A 16483-nucleotide genomic window follows, 5' to 3' on the forward strand; every position below is an offset into this window, starting at 1 on the left:
AAGGAACCCGACCCTTATCCCCCCTGTCAGTGACAGCCTTATGTCAGGTTTGTCCGCCCCCTGATGGGTCGTCCTGGAGGCCCCCCTGACCTTCCCCGTGGGATTGGGGCAGATTCCGCCCGTCCAACGCTGCTCCGGAGGCCGCTTGAACGTCTGGAAACCCCTGCATCGCATCCTCGCCGTGACGTTGTTCCTCCCCCTGCTGGCCGTGGCCGCCGCGCCGAAGCCGGCCCCTGGCACCGCGCGCAAGCCGGTGCAGCGCCCCTCGCGCCAGTACACGATGGAGCAGTTCATGGGGACGACGGAGGTGACGGGCCCTGAGTTCGCCTCGGATGAGAAGCGGATCCTCTTCTCGTCGAACGCCTCCGGCATCTACAACGTCGCCAGTGTGGCGGTGACGGGTGGGAAGACCACCGCGCTGACGAACTCCAAGACGGACAGCATCCGGATGGTGGGCACCTTCCCGCGCGACAACCGCTTCCTCTTCGAGCGCGACCAGGGAGGCAACGAGCAGACGCACGTGTACGTGCGCACGCCGGACGGCAGGGAGAAGGACCTCACGCCCTTGAAGAAGGGGGCCGCGGGCTTCATCGGGTTCAGCCGCGACGAGTCCGCCTTCTACATCGTCACCAACGAGCGCGACGAGGGCGCCATGGACCTGTACCGCCATGACGCGAAGACCTACGCGCGCACGCTGCTGTTCCAGAACGACAAGGGCCTCGCCATCGCCGGCGTCGCCCCCGACGCGTCGTGGGTGGTGATGAACGAGTCCATCACCACGTCCGACGGAAACGTGTGGCGCTACGACGTCGCGACGAAGACGTTGAAGAACCTCACGCCCCACCAGGGGACCGCCAGCTACTCGGTGGCGGACATCGACCCGGTGTCCGGGGAGCTGTACCTGCTCACGGACGACGGTTCGGAGTTCAAGCGCCTGGTGCGCCCGGCGAAGGAGGCCGGGAAGTGGGAGGACGTGGAGAAGGCGGACTGGGACATCGTCGCGTCCACGTTCTCGCGCACGGGGGCGTGGCGCGTCACCACCCTCAACGTGGACGCGGGCACCGAGGTCCGGCTGCACGACGTGAAGGCGGGCACCCAGCTCTCCCTGCCCCAGCTCCCCCCAGGCGCGGTGTCCGAGGTCGTCTTCGCGCGCAGCGAGAAGAAGCTGGCCTTCATGCACGAGGGCGACCGCTCCTCCCCCAACCTGTACGTCTATGACCTGACCGAGAAGAAGGCCACGCGCCTGACGGACACGATGGGCAAGGCGCTGGATCCGGAGGACCTGGTGGAGTCGCAGGTGGTGCGCTTCAAGTCCTTCGACGGGCTGGAGATCCCCAACCTGCTCTTCAAGCCGCACCAGGCCACGCCCGAGCAGAAGGCCCCCGCGCTCGTCTGGGTGCACGGCGGCCCCGGGGGCCAGACGCGCAAGGGCTACATCAACTTCATCCAGTACCTGGTGAACCGGGGCTACGTGGTGCTGGGCATCAACAACCGGGGCAGCACGGGCTACGGCAAGGCGTTCCACAAGGCGGATGATCAGAAGCACGGCAAGGAGCCGCTGCTCGACGTCGTGGAGGCCCGGAAGTACCTGGCGAGCCTGCCGTACGTGGACGGCTCGCACGTGGGCATCATCGGCGGCAGCTACGGGGGCTACATGGTGCTGGCGGCGCTCACCTTCCACCCGGATTCCTTCGAGGCGGGCGTGGACGCCTTCGGCATCTCCAACTGGCTGCGCACCCTGAAGGGCATGCCGCCTGAATGGGGAGCCTTCCGTCAGGCCATGTTCCAGGAGGTGGGCGACCCGGAGAAGCAGGAGGCGATGCTCAAGGAGATCTCCCCCCTCTTCCACGCGGAGCGCATCAAGAAGCCGCTGCTCGTCATCCAGGGCGCCAATGATCCGCGCGTCCCCCAGGCGGAGTCGGATGAAATCGTCGCCGCCGTGAAGAAGAACGGCGTCCCCGTGGAGTACCTCCTGCTCCCCGACGAGGGCCACGGCTTCAAGAAGAAGAAGAACGAGGTGGAGGTGAACGAGCGCGCCCAGAAGTTCTTCGACCGCTACCTCAAGCCCGCGCCGACCGCCGCCCCCACGCCCTGACGGGCGCCGCTTTACAATAACTGCATATACAGGCAATCCTCCCGGCGTGATGAACTCCGCACGCCGGTTGTCCGCCTTGTGGTCCCTTCGCGCCCTCCTGCTGACCGTGGGCGCCCTGACCTCGGGGTGCGCCGGCGCGCCCCCGCGTGAGAAGGCCGCCGAGGCCGTGCACGCTCCGGCGGCGGTTCCGGCGCCCCTGGGCTCAGGGGCCCTGGAGGCGCGCGAGGCGGATGCGTTCTTCCAGGACCACCGCTTCCGGGACGGCACGGTGCTGCCGGAAGTGCGCATCCACTACGCGACGCTGGGCACACCGCGACGGGATGCCTCCGGCGCGGTGACGAACGCGGTGCTCCTTCTGCACTGGACCAGCGCCAGCGGCGAGGTGCTGCGGGGCAAGCCCTTCATGGACTCGCTGTTCGCGCCGGGCCGTCCCCTGGACGCGACGAAGTACTTCCTCATCTTCCCGGACAGCGTGGGCCACGGCCGCTCCAGCAAGCCGAGCGACGGCGCACGCACGAAGTTCCCCGCCTACGGCTACCGGGACATGGTGGAGCTGCAGCACCGGCTGGTGACCCAGACGCTGGGCATTGCCCGACTGCACGCCATCGTGGGCCTGTCCATGGGCGGCATGAACGCGTGGCAATGGAGCGAGCTGTATCCGGAAGTGGTGAAGGGCGTGATGCCCATCGTGTCGCTGCCCACGCGCATCGCCGGGCGCAACCTGCTGTGGCGCCGGTTCGTCTCCCGGCAGATCCGCACCGACCCGGAATGGAAGGACGGCCTCTACACCGCCCCGCCCCGGGGCTGGCGCGAGGCCTTCCCCGTCTTCCGCATGATGCTCGACGGGGTGCCCCACCTGCAGGCCACGCTCCCGGATGCCGCGGCGGCGGATGCGTTCATCCAGGCGGCGATGGCGCAGGCGGAGGGCATGGACGCCAACGACGTCCTGTACTCGCTCGAGTCCTCCTCCGACTACGACCCGGAGCCCGCGCTCGACGTCATCCAGGCCCGGGTGTTCGCGCTCAACTTCTCCGACGACGAATTCAACCCCGTCTCCCTGCGCACGCTGGAGACGCTGATGCCCCGCGTGAAGCACGGGCGTTTCGTCGTGCAGCAAGGCGACGCGCGCTCCTTCGGCCACCTCACCCAGGCGCACCCGGAGCTGTGGGCGGAGCAGGTCGCCGCGTTCCTCGCCTTCCTCGAAGGAGCGTGAGCCGTGCTCCCCGGTTCAACGACGGCGACGGGAGGCGGCCTTGGGCGCGGGGGCCACTTCTTCAGCCTGGCCCAGGCCCGTCCGGGCAACGGAGGCCAGCAGGTCTCGCAGCGAGGAGGCCTGGGAGTCGCCCACGGCGCGCTCGAAGTCCGCCTGGGCGCGCAGCCAGAGGGGCCGGGCCTTGCGGTAGACGTCCTTGCCTTCGGCGGTGATGTCCACGGCGCGCTGGCGGCGGTCGGTGCGGCCCACCTGGAGGGCGACGAGGCCGTCCTTCAACAGGGGCTTGAGGTTGTGGGTGAGCGTCGAGGGGTCCATGACCAGTTGATGGGCCAGCTCGTTCACGGTGAGCGGGCCCTGGGTCTGGACGCGGTGGAGGATGGAGTACTGCGTCGTCCGAACGCCGCTGGGTGCGAGCACCTGATCATAGAACTGGGTGACATGGCGGCTGGCCTGCCGCAGCGCCAGACAGTTGCAGAGGGTGCGCAGGGGTTCGTCTAGGGACATCGCCGTTCCGTGAAGCCGGGAGGACACGCCCGCGCTCCGGTGGGAAGTATACGCGGGCCCGGCCGTGCCCGCCGCAAGGAGACACCGTCATGAAGACTGGAAGACTCCATTACGCCTGGGTGGTCGCCGCGACCATCTTCGTGGTGCTCCTGTGCGCGGCGGGCGTGCGCGCGACGCCCAGCGTGTTCATCGTGCCGCTGGAGCGGGAATTCGGCTGGAGCCGGGCCCTCGTCTCCTCGGCCGTGTCCGTGAACCTGGTGCTCTACGGGCTGGTGGGGCCGTTCGCCGCCGCGCTGATGCAGAAGTTCGGCATCCGTCGCATGACGCTCGTCTCGCTCTGCGTCATCGCGGTGGGCGTGGCGCTGACGAACTTCATCCACGCGCCCTGGCAACTGGTCCTCTTCTGGGGCGTGCTGGTGGGCCTGGGCACCGGGACGACGGCGATGGTGCTGGGCGCGACGGTCGTGCAGCGCTGGTTCGTCACGCGGCGGGGGCTGGTCATGGGCCTGCTCACCGCGAGCACGGCGACAGGGCAGCTCGTCTTCCTTCCGCTGCTGGCGATGTTGGTGGAGCACCACGGCTGGCGCGCCGTCTCCTTCACGGTCGCGGGCGTCGTCGCGGTGATCATCCCGCTGGTCGCGCTGTTCGTGCGCGACCGGCCCGAGGACCTGGGGCTGAAGCCCTTCGGGGCCGCGCCGGACGCGGAGCCGGTGAAGGTCTCCACCGTCAATCCGCTGGCGAACGCGCTGGGGGCACTGGGCCGGGCGTCGAAGCACCGCGACTTCTGGCTGCTCGCGGGCAGCTTCTTCATCTGCGGGGCGACGACGAACGGGCTCGTGGGGACACACCTGATTCCGGCGTGCATGGACCACGGCATCCCGGAGGTCCGCGCCGCGGGACTGCTCGCGGTGATGGGCATCTTCGACCTGGTGGGCACGACGGCGAGCGGGTGGATGTCGGACCGCTTCGACAACCGCTGGCTGCTGTTCTGGTACTACGGCCTGCGCGGCATCGCGCTGCTGTACCTGCCGAGCGCCTTCGAGATGTCGCTCTTCGGCCTGCCGCTGTTCGCGGTGTTCTACGGCCTGGATTGGATCGCCACCGTGCCCCCGACGGTGCGCCTGACGACGCAGACGGTAGGTGCCGAGGACGGCCCCATCGCCTTTGGCTGGGTGGTGGCCGCGCACCAGATTGGCGCGGGCCTGGGAGCCCTGGGCGCGGGCGTCATCCGCACGTCGCTGGAGACGTACACGCCCGCATGGGTCGTCGCCGGAGTCATCTGCCTGGGCGCGGCGCTGGTGGTGCTGCGCATCGGACGCGGGCCCGCGCGGGCGGAGCCGGTGATGAGCACGGCGGCACCGCACTGAGCGCGACCGGAGCGCTTCAACCCTCCCCGAGCAACACGACCTTGCCCACCGTGTCCCGGCCCTCCAGCCTGCGGTGGGCCTCCTCGGCCTGGGCCAGGGGAAGGCTCAGCCCCACCACGACGCGCAGCCGCTTCGCCACGACCTCCGCCAGCAGGGCTTCGCGTGCCCGACGCTGCACCTCCGGGGGCGTGGGGGTGCGCAGCCAGTAGGCGCTCACGGTGAGTGACTTCGCGTAGAGCGACTCCACCTCCACGTGTGGCGGAGGTCCACTGGCGTTGCCGTAGCTCACCAGTTGGCCGAAGGGCGCCAGCGCGTCCACGCTGGCCTGCCACGTGCTCGCGCCCACCGAATCCAGCACGCGCTCCACGCCGCGTCCCTGCGTCAGCGACAGGACCCGCGCCGCGACGTCCTCCTGGTCGTAGCGGACGATGTCATCCGCCCCCACGTCCCGGGCGAGCTTCGCCTTGGCCTCGCCCGACACCGTGCCAATCACCCGTGCCCCGGCGGCCTTCACGAGTTGCACCGCGAGCAACCCCACGCCTCCGGCCGCCGCGTGGACGAGCACCGTCTGCCCCGCCTCCACCCGGCCCACGGTGTGCACCACGTGGTACGCCGTCAGCCCCTGCACCAGCAGCGCCGCCGCCTGCGCGAATGACACCTCCGGCGGAAGTTCGAGCAGTTCGTCCACGGATGCGCGCGCGAGCTCCGCGTAGGACTCCTTCGTCAGCGCCACCACCCGGCGCCCCACCCACTTCGCGTCCACGCCCGGCCCCACCGCGCTCACCACGCCCGCGGCCTCACTGCCCAGGATGCGCGGAAGCGGAGCCTGGGCGTCGTACAGGCCCCGGCGGCGCTCGGTGTCCGCGAAGTTCACCCCCGCGGCATGCACCCGCAGCAGGACCTCCCCTGGCCCGGGCGTGGGTTCGGGCACGTCTTCCCAACGGAGGACCTCGGGCCCTCCCACCTGGTGGTAGCGGATGGCTTTCATGCGCGAAGGCCTAACGGCCGCTCCGACGCTTGTCAGGAATGATTTCCGACTGGCGTCCTTCGAAAGCGAAAGGAGCGGTCCCCATGCGCACGGCGACGAAGCAGGCCCCGATGAACCCCAAGCACCTGAATCCTTCCGGTCACGGCATCGAAGCGTCCTCGCGTCCCAGCACGGGCACCGCTCCCTTCACGTGCCGCTGGCGCGACTTCGCGTCCTATCGCCTCGCCTCGCCCGGCTCCTGAAGGCTTCCACGCCCCGTCCCCGACGCGGCACGGACACCCTCCCGAGGCCGGGCTCCCCACCAGGGAACCCGGCCTCTTCTTGCGTCCGGGCGCCCCGCATCACCTTCGTCCCCACTTCACCCATAGGTCGCGCACGGGGTGCAGCCTGGATTCCAAATCCGGGCGAGCAGGGTTCGACTCCCTGGCGGCCTGTCAGCCCGAAAGGCCCCGTGTCATGGAAACGCTGGTGTTGAGCCAGTCCTATGAGCCCGTCGCACGCATCCCCTGGCAACGCGCCATCCACCTGCTCTTCCAGGGCAAGGTGGAGGTGGTCGAGGAGTACGAGGACCGCGTCGTGCGCTCGGTGACGGTGGAGCTGCGCATGCCGTCCGTCATCCGCTTCGTGCGCGCCCTGTGGAAGGGCCCGCGCGGCATCCGCTTCAGCCGCGAGAACGTCTACCAGCGCGACCACTGCCGCTGCCAGTACTGCGGCCGCAAGGTCACGCGTCCGGAGGCCACGTACGACCACGTGGTGCCGCGCGCCCAAGGGGGCCACACGAGCTGGGAGAACATCGTCATCGCCTGCGTGCCCTGCAACCAGAAGAAGGGCAACCGCACCCCGGCCCAGGCGCGCCTGACGCTGCTCGCCGTGCCCGTGAAGCCGAAGAAGATGCCCAACGCCGTGCACCTGTCATTCCTCGTCGAACAGGGCGTGCCGATGTCCTGGCGCAAGTTCCTGAGGGACGTCGCCTACTGGCACACGGAGCTGGAAACCTGAGTCCCGGGGGTGCCGGGACTTCGCTTCCGTGCGGCAACGGTTAGAGTGCCGCACGTCGGAGGGGGCGTTCCGGAACACCATGGCGACGAGGAAGAGCGAAGACCAGGAGCGGCTCATCGACCGCGACCTCACCGCGTTGGCTCGCGAGGGGAAGCTGCCGGCGGCGTACGGTGTGGACGTCGCCGTGACCGAGGTGTTGGGCCTGCTGACACGTGGCGGCAAGCACCCGCTGCTGGCGGGCGAGCCCGGCGTGGGCAAGAGCGCGCTCGTGCAGGAGGTGGCCCGCCGCATCGCGGAGGGCCGCGTGGACGGCGACCTGGCGCATGCGCGGCTGGTGGAGGTGTCCGTCGCCAACATCCTGGCGCGCAGCACCCAGCGCCAGGCCGCGGAGAGCTTCGAGGAGCTGCTCACGCACCTGGGCCGGCACCCCTGCCCCATCGTCTACATCCGCGACCTGCCGGTGGCCCTGGGCGGCCCCCTGGCCCCGGTGGCTGTGCGCGCGCTGCGCACCGGCGGCCTGCGCTTCATCTTCGAGACCGAACCCAAGCGAGTGCAGGAGTTGCTGCGCGCGGACGAGGCCCTGGCTGAACGGCTCCACCTGCTGCCGCTCCACGAACCGCCGCTGGAGAAAGCGCGCTGGATCGTCGGCCGAGTGGCGGAGGAGCTGGAGCGCGACCTGCGGCTGCCCATCGACCCGGCCGCGTGCGACCTGGTGCTGCGCCTGTCCGCGAAGTTCCTGCTCGCGCAGCAGATGCCTCGCAAGGCCATCGAGTTGCTCAAGGAGACGGCGGCGGAGGCCGCGGGCGTGGCGCGCGACCACGTGGGGCCGGAGGACGTGCTCACCCGTTTCTGCGCCGCCACGCGCCTGCCCCGCTTCGTCGTGGACGACGCGATGCCGCTGGACCTGGAGGAGACGGAGCGCTTCTTCGGGGAGCGGCTGCTTGGCCAGACGGACGCGGTGGGCGCGGTGCTGCGGTCGGTGGCGCTGCTCAAGGCGGGCCTCAACGACCCGCGCCGCCCGCTGGGCGTGTTCCTCTTCGCGGGGCCCACGGGCGTGGGCAAGACGCAGTTGGCGAAGCTGCTGGCCGAATACCTGTTCGGATCCGCCGACAGGCTGGTGCGCCTGAACATGGCGGACTACCCCAACGACGGCGATGAGAGCGTGCCCTTCGGTGCGTCGTGGGCGCCCGCGCTGGAGACGCGGCGCGGAGAGCTGTCCGCGCTGCTCGATGGCAAGGTGTTCACCGTGCTGTTGCTGGACGAGTTCGAGAAGGCGGCGCGCAGCGTGCACGACCGCTTCCTCCAGCTCTTTGACGAGGGCACCTTCGTCAACGGCGCGGGTGAAGCGGTGTCGTGCAACAACACGCTCATCGTGGCCACGTCCAACGTGGGCTCGGAGGTGTACCGCGAGGCGGGCCTGGGCTTCGCAGCGCACAAGCGCGCCGAGGAGCAGGTGTCGGAGGTGGACCGCCGCATCGCGGAGGCCTTCCGTCCGGAGTTCCTCAACCGCTTCGACGCCATCTGCCACTTCCGTCCGCTGTCGCGCGTGGACATCCGCAAGATTGCCCAGCGCGAGGTGGGCCGTGTGCTGGAGCGCGAGGGCATCCGCGCCCGCGCCCTGGACGTGGAAGTGACGCCGGAGGTGGTGGACCGGCTGGTGGAGCGTGGCTATTCGCCCCAGTTCGGCGCGCGCTATCTGCAGCGTGAAATCGAGAAGACGCTCACCGCGGCGTTGGCGGTGGAGATCGCCCGCAGGCCGCTGCCGCCGGGCACGCCCGTGCGCGTGGAGGCCCGGCCCGGAGGCCGCGTGGTGGCGGTGGCGGAGCCCGTCCCTCCGCCCCGGGAAGTGACGGCGCAGTTGCTTCTGCCCACCGCGAAGGCAGCGGCGGTGAAGCGCCGGTTGGACCGAAAGTCACTGCTCGTGGAGATGGACCGGCTGGTGGGCCGTGCCCGCGCGCTGGCCACGTCCGCCGGACGGCCGGAGCTGGAGGAACGCCGCGCCGCGCTGCTGGCGGAGACGCAGGCGCCCAACCTCTGGGACGACCCGCTGCACGCGGCGGACGTCATCCGCGCCTTCCGCACGGTGGAGGCGCAGATTGGTGAGCTGGAGCGCCTGGAGGCCGCGTGTCTCTTCGGGCGCAGGCTGGTGCGCGAGGCGAAGAACGAGGTGCAGCTGGCCTCCGCCGCCCGGCAGGTGGAGGACGTGGCGCGCGAGGTCCAGATGGCGGAGGCGCTGCGAGCCGCGGGGGCCACGCCGCTGGACAACGAAGCGCTGGTGGACATCTGCGCCAGCGACGCGTCGGAGCAGCAGGACGCGTGGGTGCAGGAGCTGGCCACCATGTACCTGGGCTGGGCGCAGCGGCGCGGCTACGAGGCCACGGCCGTGGCGGAGGCGGACACGCCCGCGCGCGTGGTGGTGCGCATCGCCGGGCCGGGCGCGTACGGGTTCCTCGCGGGCGAGACGGGGCTGCATCGTCGCCTGGAGGAGGAGAAGCGTCAGCGCGCGTACGTGCGCGTGCACCGGGGCGGGCCGCTGGAGGAAGTGGAGCGGGCGCTGCTGGTCCTGGAGGGCCGTCCGGTGAAGAGCCGCGAGGGCGAATACCTCCAGCGCGTGCGCAACGAAGTCACCGCGAAGGACGAGGCGACGGGGCGCATGCTGACGCTCATCGGGGCCGGGGAGATGGACGAGCTCAAGGGCATCGCGGCACGCGTCGTCGCGGGCCAGGGCGCCAGCACCGACGAGGCCCGCCGCTACTTCCTGGGCCGGGGCGCCCGCGTGGAGGATCCGCGCACCGGAGCCGGCACCCCGCGCGTGAAGGACGTGATGCGCGGCGAGCTGGATGTCTTCATCGCCGCGTGGATTTCGCGTCCCCCGCCGGAGTCGACACCGCCGCTCGCATGAGGCATCAGGGGCGGATGCGCCACGTCTGGGCGCATGTGCTCCACGCTCCCAGACGCAACCTCAGGGCAGATAGCCCCGAGCAACGCCCTGCCGCATCGCTTCCGCGAGCACGTCCAGGCCCTGCGCGGTGTTGATGCGCGAATGAGACGTGGTGCCACTGACAATCTGCACCGCCCCGCCCAGGACGAACGGCAGGGGCCGCCGTCCCAGCCGCAACAGCCGCTCGTCGTAGAAGGCCTTGGGCGCGCGCTCGCGCAACAGCTTCGGCAGGGCGACCATGTTCGCCGTGCGCGACGGCTGCATCGCGGGCCCCAGGCACGAGAAATCCAGCCCGATCTCCGGCAACACCGCGCCGCGCCCGTCGCGGTCGAAGACGAAGACCACCTGCGACGTCTCCTCCTGCGAGCCGCGCACGCTCGTCTCCGTCGTCTTCGTCATTTTCAGGCCGCCCGTGATGAGGGCCGCGCCCAGTGCCACCTGCGTCTTCTTCTCGGTGTGCTCACTCTGCGTGCGCATGGAGCTGGCGCCCCGGAGGATGACCGTCACGTCCTCCCAGGCCATCGTGAGCGGCTCACCGGAGCGGGGCGTGAACGTCCCCTGCGCGGAGCCGAACGTCACGGTCCGGGCCGTCACCCGCTCCACGGTCTCCGCTTCATCGATGGCGAGCACCGCGAGCCCCGCGTCCTGGAGCGTCTTCACCAGCGCATCCGCCGCATCAGGCGCGAGCCGGGCGAGGAGGGCCGGCGGCTCCGGGGCCAGCCGCATGCGGGCCTCCGCGGGCGCCATGCCCGACGCCGCAGCGAGCACCTGCGCCGCTTCGGGGACTTCTCCAGCCGGACGAACGAGCGCGACGATCTTCATGGCGATTCCCCACCCCTGCGTTGGCTGGCTGGCAGTGGGCGCATCCTCGCGCGAAAGCCACCCGCGCGCATCCGAACGCGGGTGCCCCGGGCACATTCCCCGGAGCGTCCGTAAAAGGACGTCAGTCGAGCAGGTGGGGATTGCGCAGCAGCAACACCCCGGCCTGCACGGTGCTGGTGTACCCGTTGAGCTTGCCCGTGCGCGTCAGCTCGCTCACGTCGCGCACCCCGGTCTCCGCGAGGACCCGGTCCACCACGCCCTCGCCCTGGTTGTAGGCTGCGAGCGCGAGTCGCCAGTCACCATAGCGAGCATGCAGCGCCTGGAAGAGGGCCGCGGCGGCCTCCGTCTCGCGGGCCACGTCCAGCCGCTCGTCGTGCCCGGTCTCCACTTTGAGCCCATAGCGGCGCGCCGTCTCCGGGATGAACATCCACACGCCCGCACCCCTCGGCCCCGGCGCCAGCGACGGCTCGCGCGACGTCTCCGGCAGGTTGCTCACCGCCGACTCCACCATCGCCACCGCAAGCAGTCCTTCCGGAAGGGACTTTGAGCGCAGCGTGCCCGTCAGCACCTCGCGATGCACCGCGAGATTCGCCAGGGCCTTGCGCATGAAGTCGCGCCCCTTGGGCGTGGTGACGAACCGGTTGAGTTGCTCCACCACGGCCGCGTCCACCACCACGGGCAGGTCACCTTCCTGCTGCCGAGCGGCGAGCGCCCGGGCCTCCGTGAGCGACACCGCGCGGCCACGCACCGCGCCCTGCGCCCACAACGCCAGGGGCGCCATCACCAACGCGAGGGAAAACACCAGGCCCAGGGCACGACCGGAGCTGCGGGGACGGGGCTCGAACAACATGTGGATCCTCCTGACGGTGGGGTGGGACATGCCGGTGACTCCGGCGGGAAGGGGGCTCGAACCCGGCACGCGTGACGACGCCTGGAGCAGGCACCGCGCATAGGCCTCGGCGGGCACCCGGGGCCCGGTGACGAGCGCTTCGTCGCAGGCGAACTCCTGACGGTCAGCCAACCAGCGGCTGAACGCCCGCGCGAAGGGATTCCAGAAGAAGGCACTGTCAAAACCCAGCCGCGCATACGCGAACACCGTGTCGCGCTGCCGGTGGTGCTGAAGCTCGTGCCGCACCGTGAGCCGGAACGCCTCCGCGTCCTCCAACAACACGGAAGGCACCACCACCCACGCGCCATGGCCCGGGAACCACACCGAGAACGCGCCCCCACCCGTGTCCCCCAACACCACCCGCACCCGACCCACACGGCGAAGCAACGGCAGCGCTTCAAGCCCCCGCCGCAGGCGCGCGTACCGCCGCAGCTCCCACACCAGGAACCCGAACATCCCCGCGCCCAGCATCACCCCAGGCACGGCGACCGGAACGCCGCGCCCCGTTGGGGGCGGTGGCGACACGACACCCCGAACAGCCCGCGCCTCCGCGAGTTCGACCGGCGCTGTGTAGCGAACCAACGAGCGCTCGAACGTGAAGAGCGGCGCCACCGGCAACACCTCGCGCACCCCGAGCGCCCCGAATGGCAACAGCACCGCCAGCGCCCACGTCATCCGCCCCACGCGCAGCGTCTGCCGCGCGCTCAGCCGCCGCTCCATTCCCAGCCAGAGCGCGGCGCGCAGCAGCCCGAAGCCCACCGCCACCAGCGCCGCAGCCGTGAGGTACGCGGCCAGCACCTCCCGCGCGAAGGGCCCCATCACCGGCCCCCCTTGCGGCCCAGCAGCTTGCGGATCTGCTCCACCTCCTCCGCCGACAGCGGCACCGCCTCCACCAGCCGCGCCACGAGCGACGAAGGGGTACCGTCGAACACCGTCGCCACCAGGTGCCGCACGCTCTGGGCCTCGTAGGCCTCGCGCGACAGCCGCGCCGAATACAGGTGCCCGCGTCCCTCCTTGCGGCTGTGCACCACGCCCTTCTGCTCCAGGATGCGCAGCACCGTGGACACCGACGTGTAGGCCAGCTTGCGCTCCGGCGGCAGCGCCGCGAGCACGTCCGCCACGCTCACCTCCCCCTGCTTCCACACGAGCTGCATCAACTCCAGCTCCACCGGCGTCAGCGGCCGGGACTCCTCGACGGACGGCGACCTGGACACGGCGGCGACCTCCCCTGACGAAGAACTAAGGACTTAGTTCCAATACAACTAAGCCTTTAGTTGAACGACGTCAAGCAGGCGGCCGGTGAAGGGAAACGGGAGGGGGGTGCGGATTCCCACGCGCCAGGGGGTGCAAGTCCTTAGACTGCCGGCACATGCTCCACGTCATACCTCTGGGCGGCCTCGGCGAAATCGGCCTCAACGCCATGGTGCTCGCCTGTCGTGGGGAGCTGCTGCTCATCGATGCCGGACTGATGTTCCCCTCGGCGGGAATGCCCGGCGTGGACATCATCGTCCCGGACTTCACCCACCTGAAACGCAACGCCGCGCAGTTCAAGGGCGTGGTGCTGACGCACGGGCACGAAGACCACATTGGCGCGCTTCCCTACTTGCTCGACGAGTTGCCCGTGCCCGTCTACGGCACGCGCTTCACGCTGGCGCTCGCGCGCAACCGCCTGGAGGAGCTGGGCGTGGAAGCGGACCTGCGCGAAATCGAACCGCGCTCGCCCTTCAAGGTCGGCACCGCCTTCACGGTGGAGGCCACGCGCGTCACGCACACCGTGCCGGACGCCGTGGGCTACATCGTCCGCACGCCCGAAGGCACCATCATCCACACCGGCGACTTCAAGCTGGATCCGGATCCCATCGACGGGTTGAAGACGGACCTGGAGCGATGGGGCGAAGCGGGCGAAGAGGGCGTGCTGTGCCTGCTGTCGGACTCCACCAACTCCGAGCTGGTGGATGAGACGGGCAGCGAGCGCGTGGTGCAGACCACCTTCGAGCGCCTCTTCCAGGAGACGAAGGGCCGCATCGTCGTCGCGCAGTTCTCCTCCAATCTCCACCGCGTGCGCCACATCCTGAGCCTCTGCGAGCGCACCGGCCGGCTCGTCGCGCTCCAGGGCCGCAGCATGGTGCGCAACGTGGAGCTGGCCCGCGAGATGGGCTACCTCCAGGTCCCCGACTCGCTCTTCGTGCACATCGACTCCGTGCCGAAGCTCGCGCCCCACCGCGTGGTGGTGCTCACCACCGGCGCCCAGGGTGAGCCCCGCGCGGGCCTCACCCAGTTGGCCCACGGTGACGGCCCGGTGCGGCTGGAGCCCGGCGACCTGGTCATCGTCAGCGCCCGCCCCATCCCCGGCAACGAGCGCTCGGTGGGCGCGCTGCTCGACCAACTCCACTGGCGCGGCGCCCGCATCGTCTACGCCCAGGTGGAACCCGGCGTGCACGTCTCCGGACACGCCAGCCGCCCCCAGCAGCGCCGCGTGCTGGACATCGTGAAGCCCCGCCACTTCGTCCCCGTACATGGGGAAGTCCGGCACCTGCACCGACACCTGACTACCGCCCGCGAGTCCGGCATGGCACCCGAGGGGTTGCTCCTGGCGCACGACGGCGACGTGGTGACGTTCGAGGAGGGCCGGGGCCGCTTCTCCGGCAGCGTGCCGTCCGGGCGCATCCTCCGGGAGCGCTCCGGCAGCGGGGTGGTGACACCGGAGACGCTCGTGGAGCGCAACCGGCTGGCGGAGACGGGCATGGTGGCCGCGGTGGTGGTGCTCCGGCGCGACACGCAGGCCCTGGTGGCGGGCCCCCAGTTGTCCGGCCAGGGGCTCTCCCCGGACGAGCAGGGGGTGCTGCCGCGAATCGCCCTGGAGGCGAAGGCCTACTTCGAGGAGCTGAACCCACAGCTGCGCGGGGACGACGCCCTGGCGCGCGAGGAGCTGGTCCGGGCGGTGAAGCGGGCCTTCAAGCAGCACACCACCCGGCGCACCCTGGTGGTGCCCTTGGTCGTCCGGGTGTAGGTATGGTAAGGGCGGCCCATCCCCATGCCCTCCTTCGACGTCGTCTCGAAAATCGATCTGGCTGAGCTCGACAACGCGGTCAATCAGACCAAGAAGGAGCTCGGCACGCGCTATGACTTCCAGGGTGTCAACGCCGACATCGTCGTCGCTCCGGACAACACCTCCGTCACGGTGAAGGCCAACAGCGAGGACAAGGTCCAGGCCGCCAAGGAAGTGCTGCTCTCGAAGATGGCCAAGCGCGGCATCAGCCTGCGGGTGCTGGAGTTCGGCGACATCGAGAAGACGGGCCTCGCGAACGTCAAGCAGCCCATCAAGCTGCAGCAGGGCATCCCGGTGGAGAAGTCCAAGGAGCTCATCAAGGTGCTCAAGGACTCCAAGATAAAGGTGCAGGCCTCCATCCAGGCGGATCAGCTGCGCGTGACGGGCAAGAACCGCGACGACCTGCAGGACGCCATGGCGCTGTTCCGCAAGGAGCAGGACCGGCTGAGCCTGGACATGCAGTTCACCAACTTCCGCGACTGAGCCCTTCCGCCATGCACGCCGCTCCCCTGGCCCCGCTGACGCTCCTGCTGCTGGCCACCGCCACCCCCTCGTTCGCGCAGGACGCCGTGCGCCCCAGCAAGCCGGTGCCCGTGCTCAAGAAGGCGCCGCAGCCGGAGAAGGGGCTCAAGGACTTCGGCTCGCCCATGGTCCTCAAGCCGCTGACGGTCGAGGGCGCCACGGCGAACTTCTCCGCCCGGGTGGGCTGGCGCAAGGACACGCTCTTCGTGGGTGTGGAGGCCACGGACAACCAGTTGCTCGCTGGCGACCTCATCACCCTCACCCTGTCCTTCCCGGACGCGGGTCCCACCGCCACGGGCTACACCTACCGCTTCGCCTTCGACGGCCAGCGCACCTCCCCGCCGGAGAGCGGCACGCCTCCGTTCGCGCAGAAGCTGGTGAACGCCGCCGTGCACCGCCAGGGCGACACGCTCTCCGTGGTGGCGATGGTGCCGGTGCGCGCCCTGCCCCGCTTCCCCGCGGTGGCGCCGCTCGTCATGGACCTCTGCATCACCTACGAGGACCAGGACCAGGTGGGCGCGAAGACGGTGCCGGTGTCCAACTGCACGGGCGGCACGACGATGGTGGGCGAAGCGCTGCGCCTGCCGGACGACGCGCGCAAGAACCTCAAGCTCAAGCCCCCCGCATCCGTCACCGCCCTGGAGGCGGCGCCCACCGGCTGGCTCGGCTGGGGCATCCTGCCGTACCCGGACTGGGCCCAGGGCGACGCGGCGCTCAACCCTGCTTCACTGCGCGCGCTGGTGGCCCCGAACGCGGTGGACGCGACGAAGATGGGCGTCAACGTGCCGGATACGTTGAGCCTGCCGGACGGACGACCGGTCGTTACGGTGCTCACCGGGAAGAATCCCTATGCCGTCGAGGGTCAATGCGACTCCGACGACGAGCTTCGGATGGGGCTCTACGTGGTGTCGGGGAAGACGGCGCAGCAGGCGCTCGAGTGGCCGGCCGCCACCTGTGCGCTGGGTCGCGCCAGCTCCGTCGAACTGGATGAAGAGGGAGCGCTGACCATCGGTTACTCGAACGGCGCCATCGTCAACTTCGTTTGGAGTGCGGACCACTTCGATCGAACGGAAATCGGAAAGCGGTAGACGCAG

Annotated in this window: 14 protein-coding genes; 9 read left to right on the forward strand and 5 right to left on the reverse strand. The window is 70.1% G+C overall.

The features are described from left to right. Positions 1-145: 145 nt before the first annotated feature. Together OV208_RS21700 and OV208_RS21705 are read left to right on the forward strand one after the other, a co-directional pair. The gene (locus OV208_RS21700) at positions 146-2095 is read left to right on the forward strand and encodes an alpha/beta hydrolase family protein (protein WP_267575784.1); all 1950 of its coding nucleotides are present in this window, start codon (positions 146-148) and stop codon (positions 2093-2095) included. A 49-nt stretch (positions 2096-2144) separates the two neighbouring features. Beyond that, positions 2145-3308 carry an alpha/beta fold hydrolase gene (locus OV208_RS21705; protein ID WP_267575785.1) on the forward strand — a complete coding sequence of 388 codons (1164 nt, stop codon included), beginning with the start codon at positions 2145-2147 and terminating at the stop codon, positions 3306-3308. Between the two features lie 15 nt (positions 3309-3323). On the opposite strand, the gene OV208_RS21710 is transcribed toward OV208_RS21705, so the two are convergent. Next, positions 3324-3812, reverse strand: a complete 489-nt coding sequence (locus OV208_RS21710; RefSeq protein WP_267575786.1) for a MarR family winged helix-turn-helix transcriptional regulator — start codon at positions 3810-3812, stop codon at positions 3324-3326. 89 nt (positions 3813-3901) lie between these two features. Here OV208_RS21710 and OV208_RS21715 point away from each other — a divergent pair, with 89 nt between their 5' ends. Next, positions 3902-5179: an MFS transporter gene (locus OV208_RS21715; protein WP_267575787.1), complete on the forward strand. Its 1278-nt coding sequence runs from the start codon at positions 3902-3904 to the stop codon at positions 5177-5179. Positions 5180-5195: 16 nt separating this feature from the next. Here OV208_RS21715 and OV208_RS21720 read toward each other — a convergent pair whose 3' ends face one another. Further along, positions 5196-6167, reverse strand: a complete 972-nt coding sequence (locus tag OV208_RS21720; RefSeq protein ID WP_267575788.1) for a quinone oxidoreductase family protein — start codon at positions 6165-6167, stop codon at positions 5196-5198. A gap of 83 nt (positions 6168-6250) precedes the next feature. Between OV208_RS21720 and OV208_RS21725 the strand changes: the two genes are divergently transcribed. The 3 genes from OV208_RS21725 (at position 6251) to OV208_RS21735 (ending at position 10068) form a co-directional block, all read left to right on the forward strand. Next, complete coding sequence (locus OV208_RS21725; protein ID WP_267575789.1) at positions 6251-6409, forward strand: hypothetical protein; 159 nt, start codon at positions 6251-6253, stop codon at positions 6407-6409. A 214-nt stretch (positions 6410-6623) separates the two neighbouring features. Continuing rightward, a complete protein-coding gene (locus tag OV208_RS21730) occupies positions 6624-7166 on the forward strand; it encodes an HNH endonuclease (protein ID WP_267575790.1) in 543 nt (180 codons plus the stop codon). A gap of 79 nt (positions 7167-7245) precedes the next feature. Next, positions 7246-10068: an AAA family ATPase gene (locus OV208_RS21735; protein ID WP_267575791.1), complete on the forward strand. Its 2823-nt coding sequence runs from the start codon at positions 7246-7248 to the stop codon at positions 10066-10068. A gap of 60 nt (positions 10069-10128) precedes the next feature. On the opposite strand, the gene OV208_RS21740 is transcribed toward OV208_RS21735, so the two are convergent. The 3 genes from OV208_RS21740 to OV208_RS21750 all read right to left on the reverse strand — a co-directional run bounded on the left by OV208_RS21740 (position 10129) and on the right by OV208_RS21750 (position 13032). Continuing rightward, positions 10129-10929 (reverse strand): hypothetical protein, encoded by an 801-nt coding sequence (locus OV208_RS21740; RefSeq protein WP_267575792.1) that lies wholly within the window; start codon positions 10927-10929, stop codon positions 10129-10131. Positions 10930-11050: 121 nt separating this feature from the next. Next, a complete protein-coding gene (locus tag OV208_RS21745) occupies positions 11051-12637 on the reverse strand; it encodes a transglycosylase SLT domain-containing protein (RefSeq protein ID WP_267575793.1) in 1587 nt (528 codons plus the stop codon). Continuing rightward, on the reverse strand, positions 12637-13032 hold the full coding sequence (locus OV208_RS21750; RefSeq protein WP_120545121.1) for a BlaI/MecI/CopY family transcriptional regulator: 396 nt from the start codon (positions 13030-13032) through the stop codon (positions 12637-12639). The genes OV208_RS21745 and OV208_RS21750 overlap by 1 nt, the downstream gene beginning before the upstream one ends. Positions 13033-13187: 155 nt before the next feature. Between OV208_RS21750 and OV208_RS21755 the strand changes: the two genes are divergently transcribed. Genes OV208_RS21755 through OV208_RS21765 form a run of 3 tightly spaced genes read left to right on the forward strand, consistent with a single transcriptional unit; the run spans position 13188 to position 16477 of the window. Further along, positions 13188-14828, forward strand: coding sequence for a ribonuclease J (locus tag OV208_RS21755; protein WP_267575794.1), 1641 nt, complete (start codon positions 13188-13190; stop codon positions 14826-14828). Positions 14829-14852: 24 nt separating this feature from the next. Next, positions 14853-15350 (forward strand): YajQ family cyclic di-GMP-binding protein, encoded by a 498-nt coding sequence (locus tag OV208_RS21760; protein ID WP_267575795.1) that lies wholly within the window; start codon positions 14853-14855, stop codon positions 15348-15350. Between the two features lie 11 nt (positions 15351-15361). Then, positions 15362-16477, forward strand: coding sequence for a hypothetical protein (locus OV208_RS21765; protein WP_267575796.1), 1116 nt, complete (start codon positions 15362-15364; stop codon positions 16475-16477). The last annotated feature ends 6 nt before the right edge of the window (positions 16478-16483 follow it).

This window comes from Corallococcus sp. bb12-1, assembly GCF_026626765.1.
In the GTDB taxonomy this organism is placed as follows: Bacteria; Myxococcota; Myxococcia; order Myxococcales; family Myxococcaceae; genus Corallococcus; species Corallococcus terminator.

What these genes read in the sequence shown, in the direction of transcription:
- OV208_RS21710 (WP_267575786.1), bottom strand. Translation starts at nt 3,812, where the DNA reads ATGTCCCTAGACGAACCCCTGCGCACCCTCTGCAACTGTCTGGCGCTG.
- OV208_RS21725 (WP_267575789.1), top strand. Translation starts at nt 6,251, where the DNA reads ATGCGCACGGCGACGAAGCAGGCCCCGATGAACCCCAAGCACCTGAAT.
- OV208_RS21705 (WP_267575785.1), top strand. Translation starts at nt 2,145, where the DNA reads ATGAACTCCGCACGCCGGTTGTCCGCCTTGTGGTCCCTTCGCGCCCTC.
- OV208_RS21765 (WP_267575796.1), top strand. Translation starts at nt 15,362, where the DNA reads ATGCACGCCGCTCCCCTGGCCCCGCTGACGCTCCTGCTGCTGGCCACC.
- OV208_RS21720 (WP_267575788.1), bottom strand. Translation starts at nt 6,167, where the DNA reads ATGAAAGCCATCCGCTACCACCAGGTGGGAGGGCCCGAGGTCCTCCGT.
- OV208_RS21760 (WP_267575795.1), top strand. Translation starts at nt 14,853, where the DNA reads ATGCCCTCCTTCGACGTCGTCTCGAAAATCGATCTGGCTGAGCTCGAC.
- OV208_RS21735 (WP_267575791.1), top strand. Translation starts at nt 7,246, where the DNA reads ATGGCGACGAGGAAGAGCGAAGACCAGGAGCGGCTCATCGACCGCGAC.
- OV208_RS21745 (WP_267575793.1), bottom strand. Translation starts at nt 12,637, where the DNA reads ATGGGGCCCTTCGCGCGGGAGGTGCTGGCCGCGTACCTCACGGCTGCG.
- OV208_RS21730 (WP_267575790.1), top strand. Translation starts at nt 6,624, where the DNA reads ATGGAAACGCTGGTGTTGAGCCAGTCCTATGAGCCCGTCGCACGCATC.
- OV208_RS21715 (WP_267575787.1), top strand. Translation starts at nt 3,902, where the DNA reads ATGAAGACTGGAAGACTCCATTACGCCTGGGTGGTCGCCGCGACCATC.
- OV208_RS21740 (WP_267575792.1), bottom strand. Translation starts at nt 10,929, where the DNA reads ATGAAGATCGTCGCGCTCGTTCGTCCGGCTGGAGAAGTCCCCGAAGCG.
- OV208_RS21755 (WP_267575794.1), top strand. Translation starts at nt 13,188, where the DNA reads ATGCTCCACGTCATACCTCTGGGCGGCCTCGGCGAAATCGGCCTCAAC.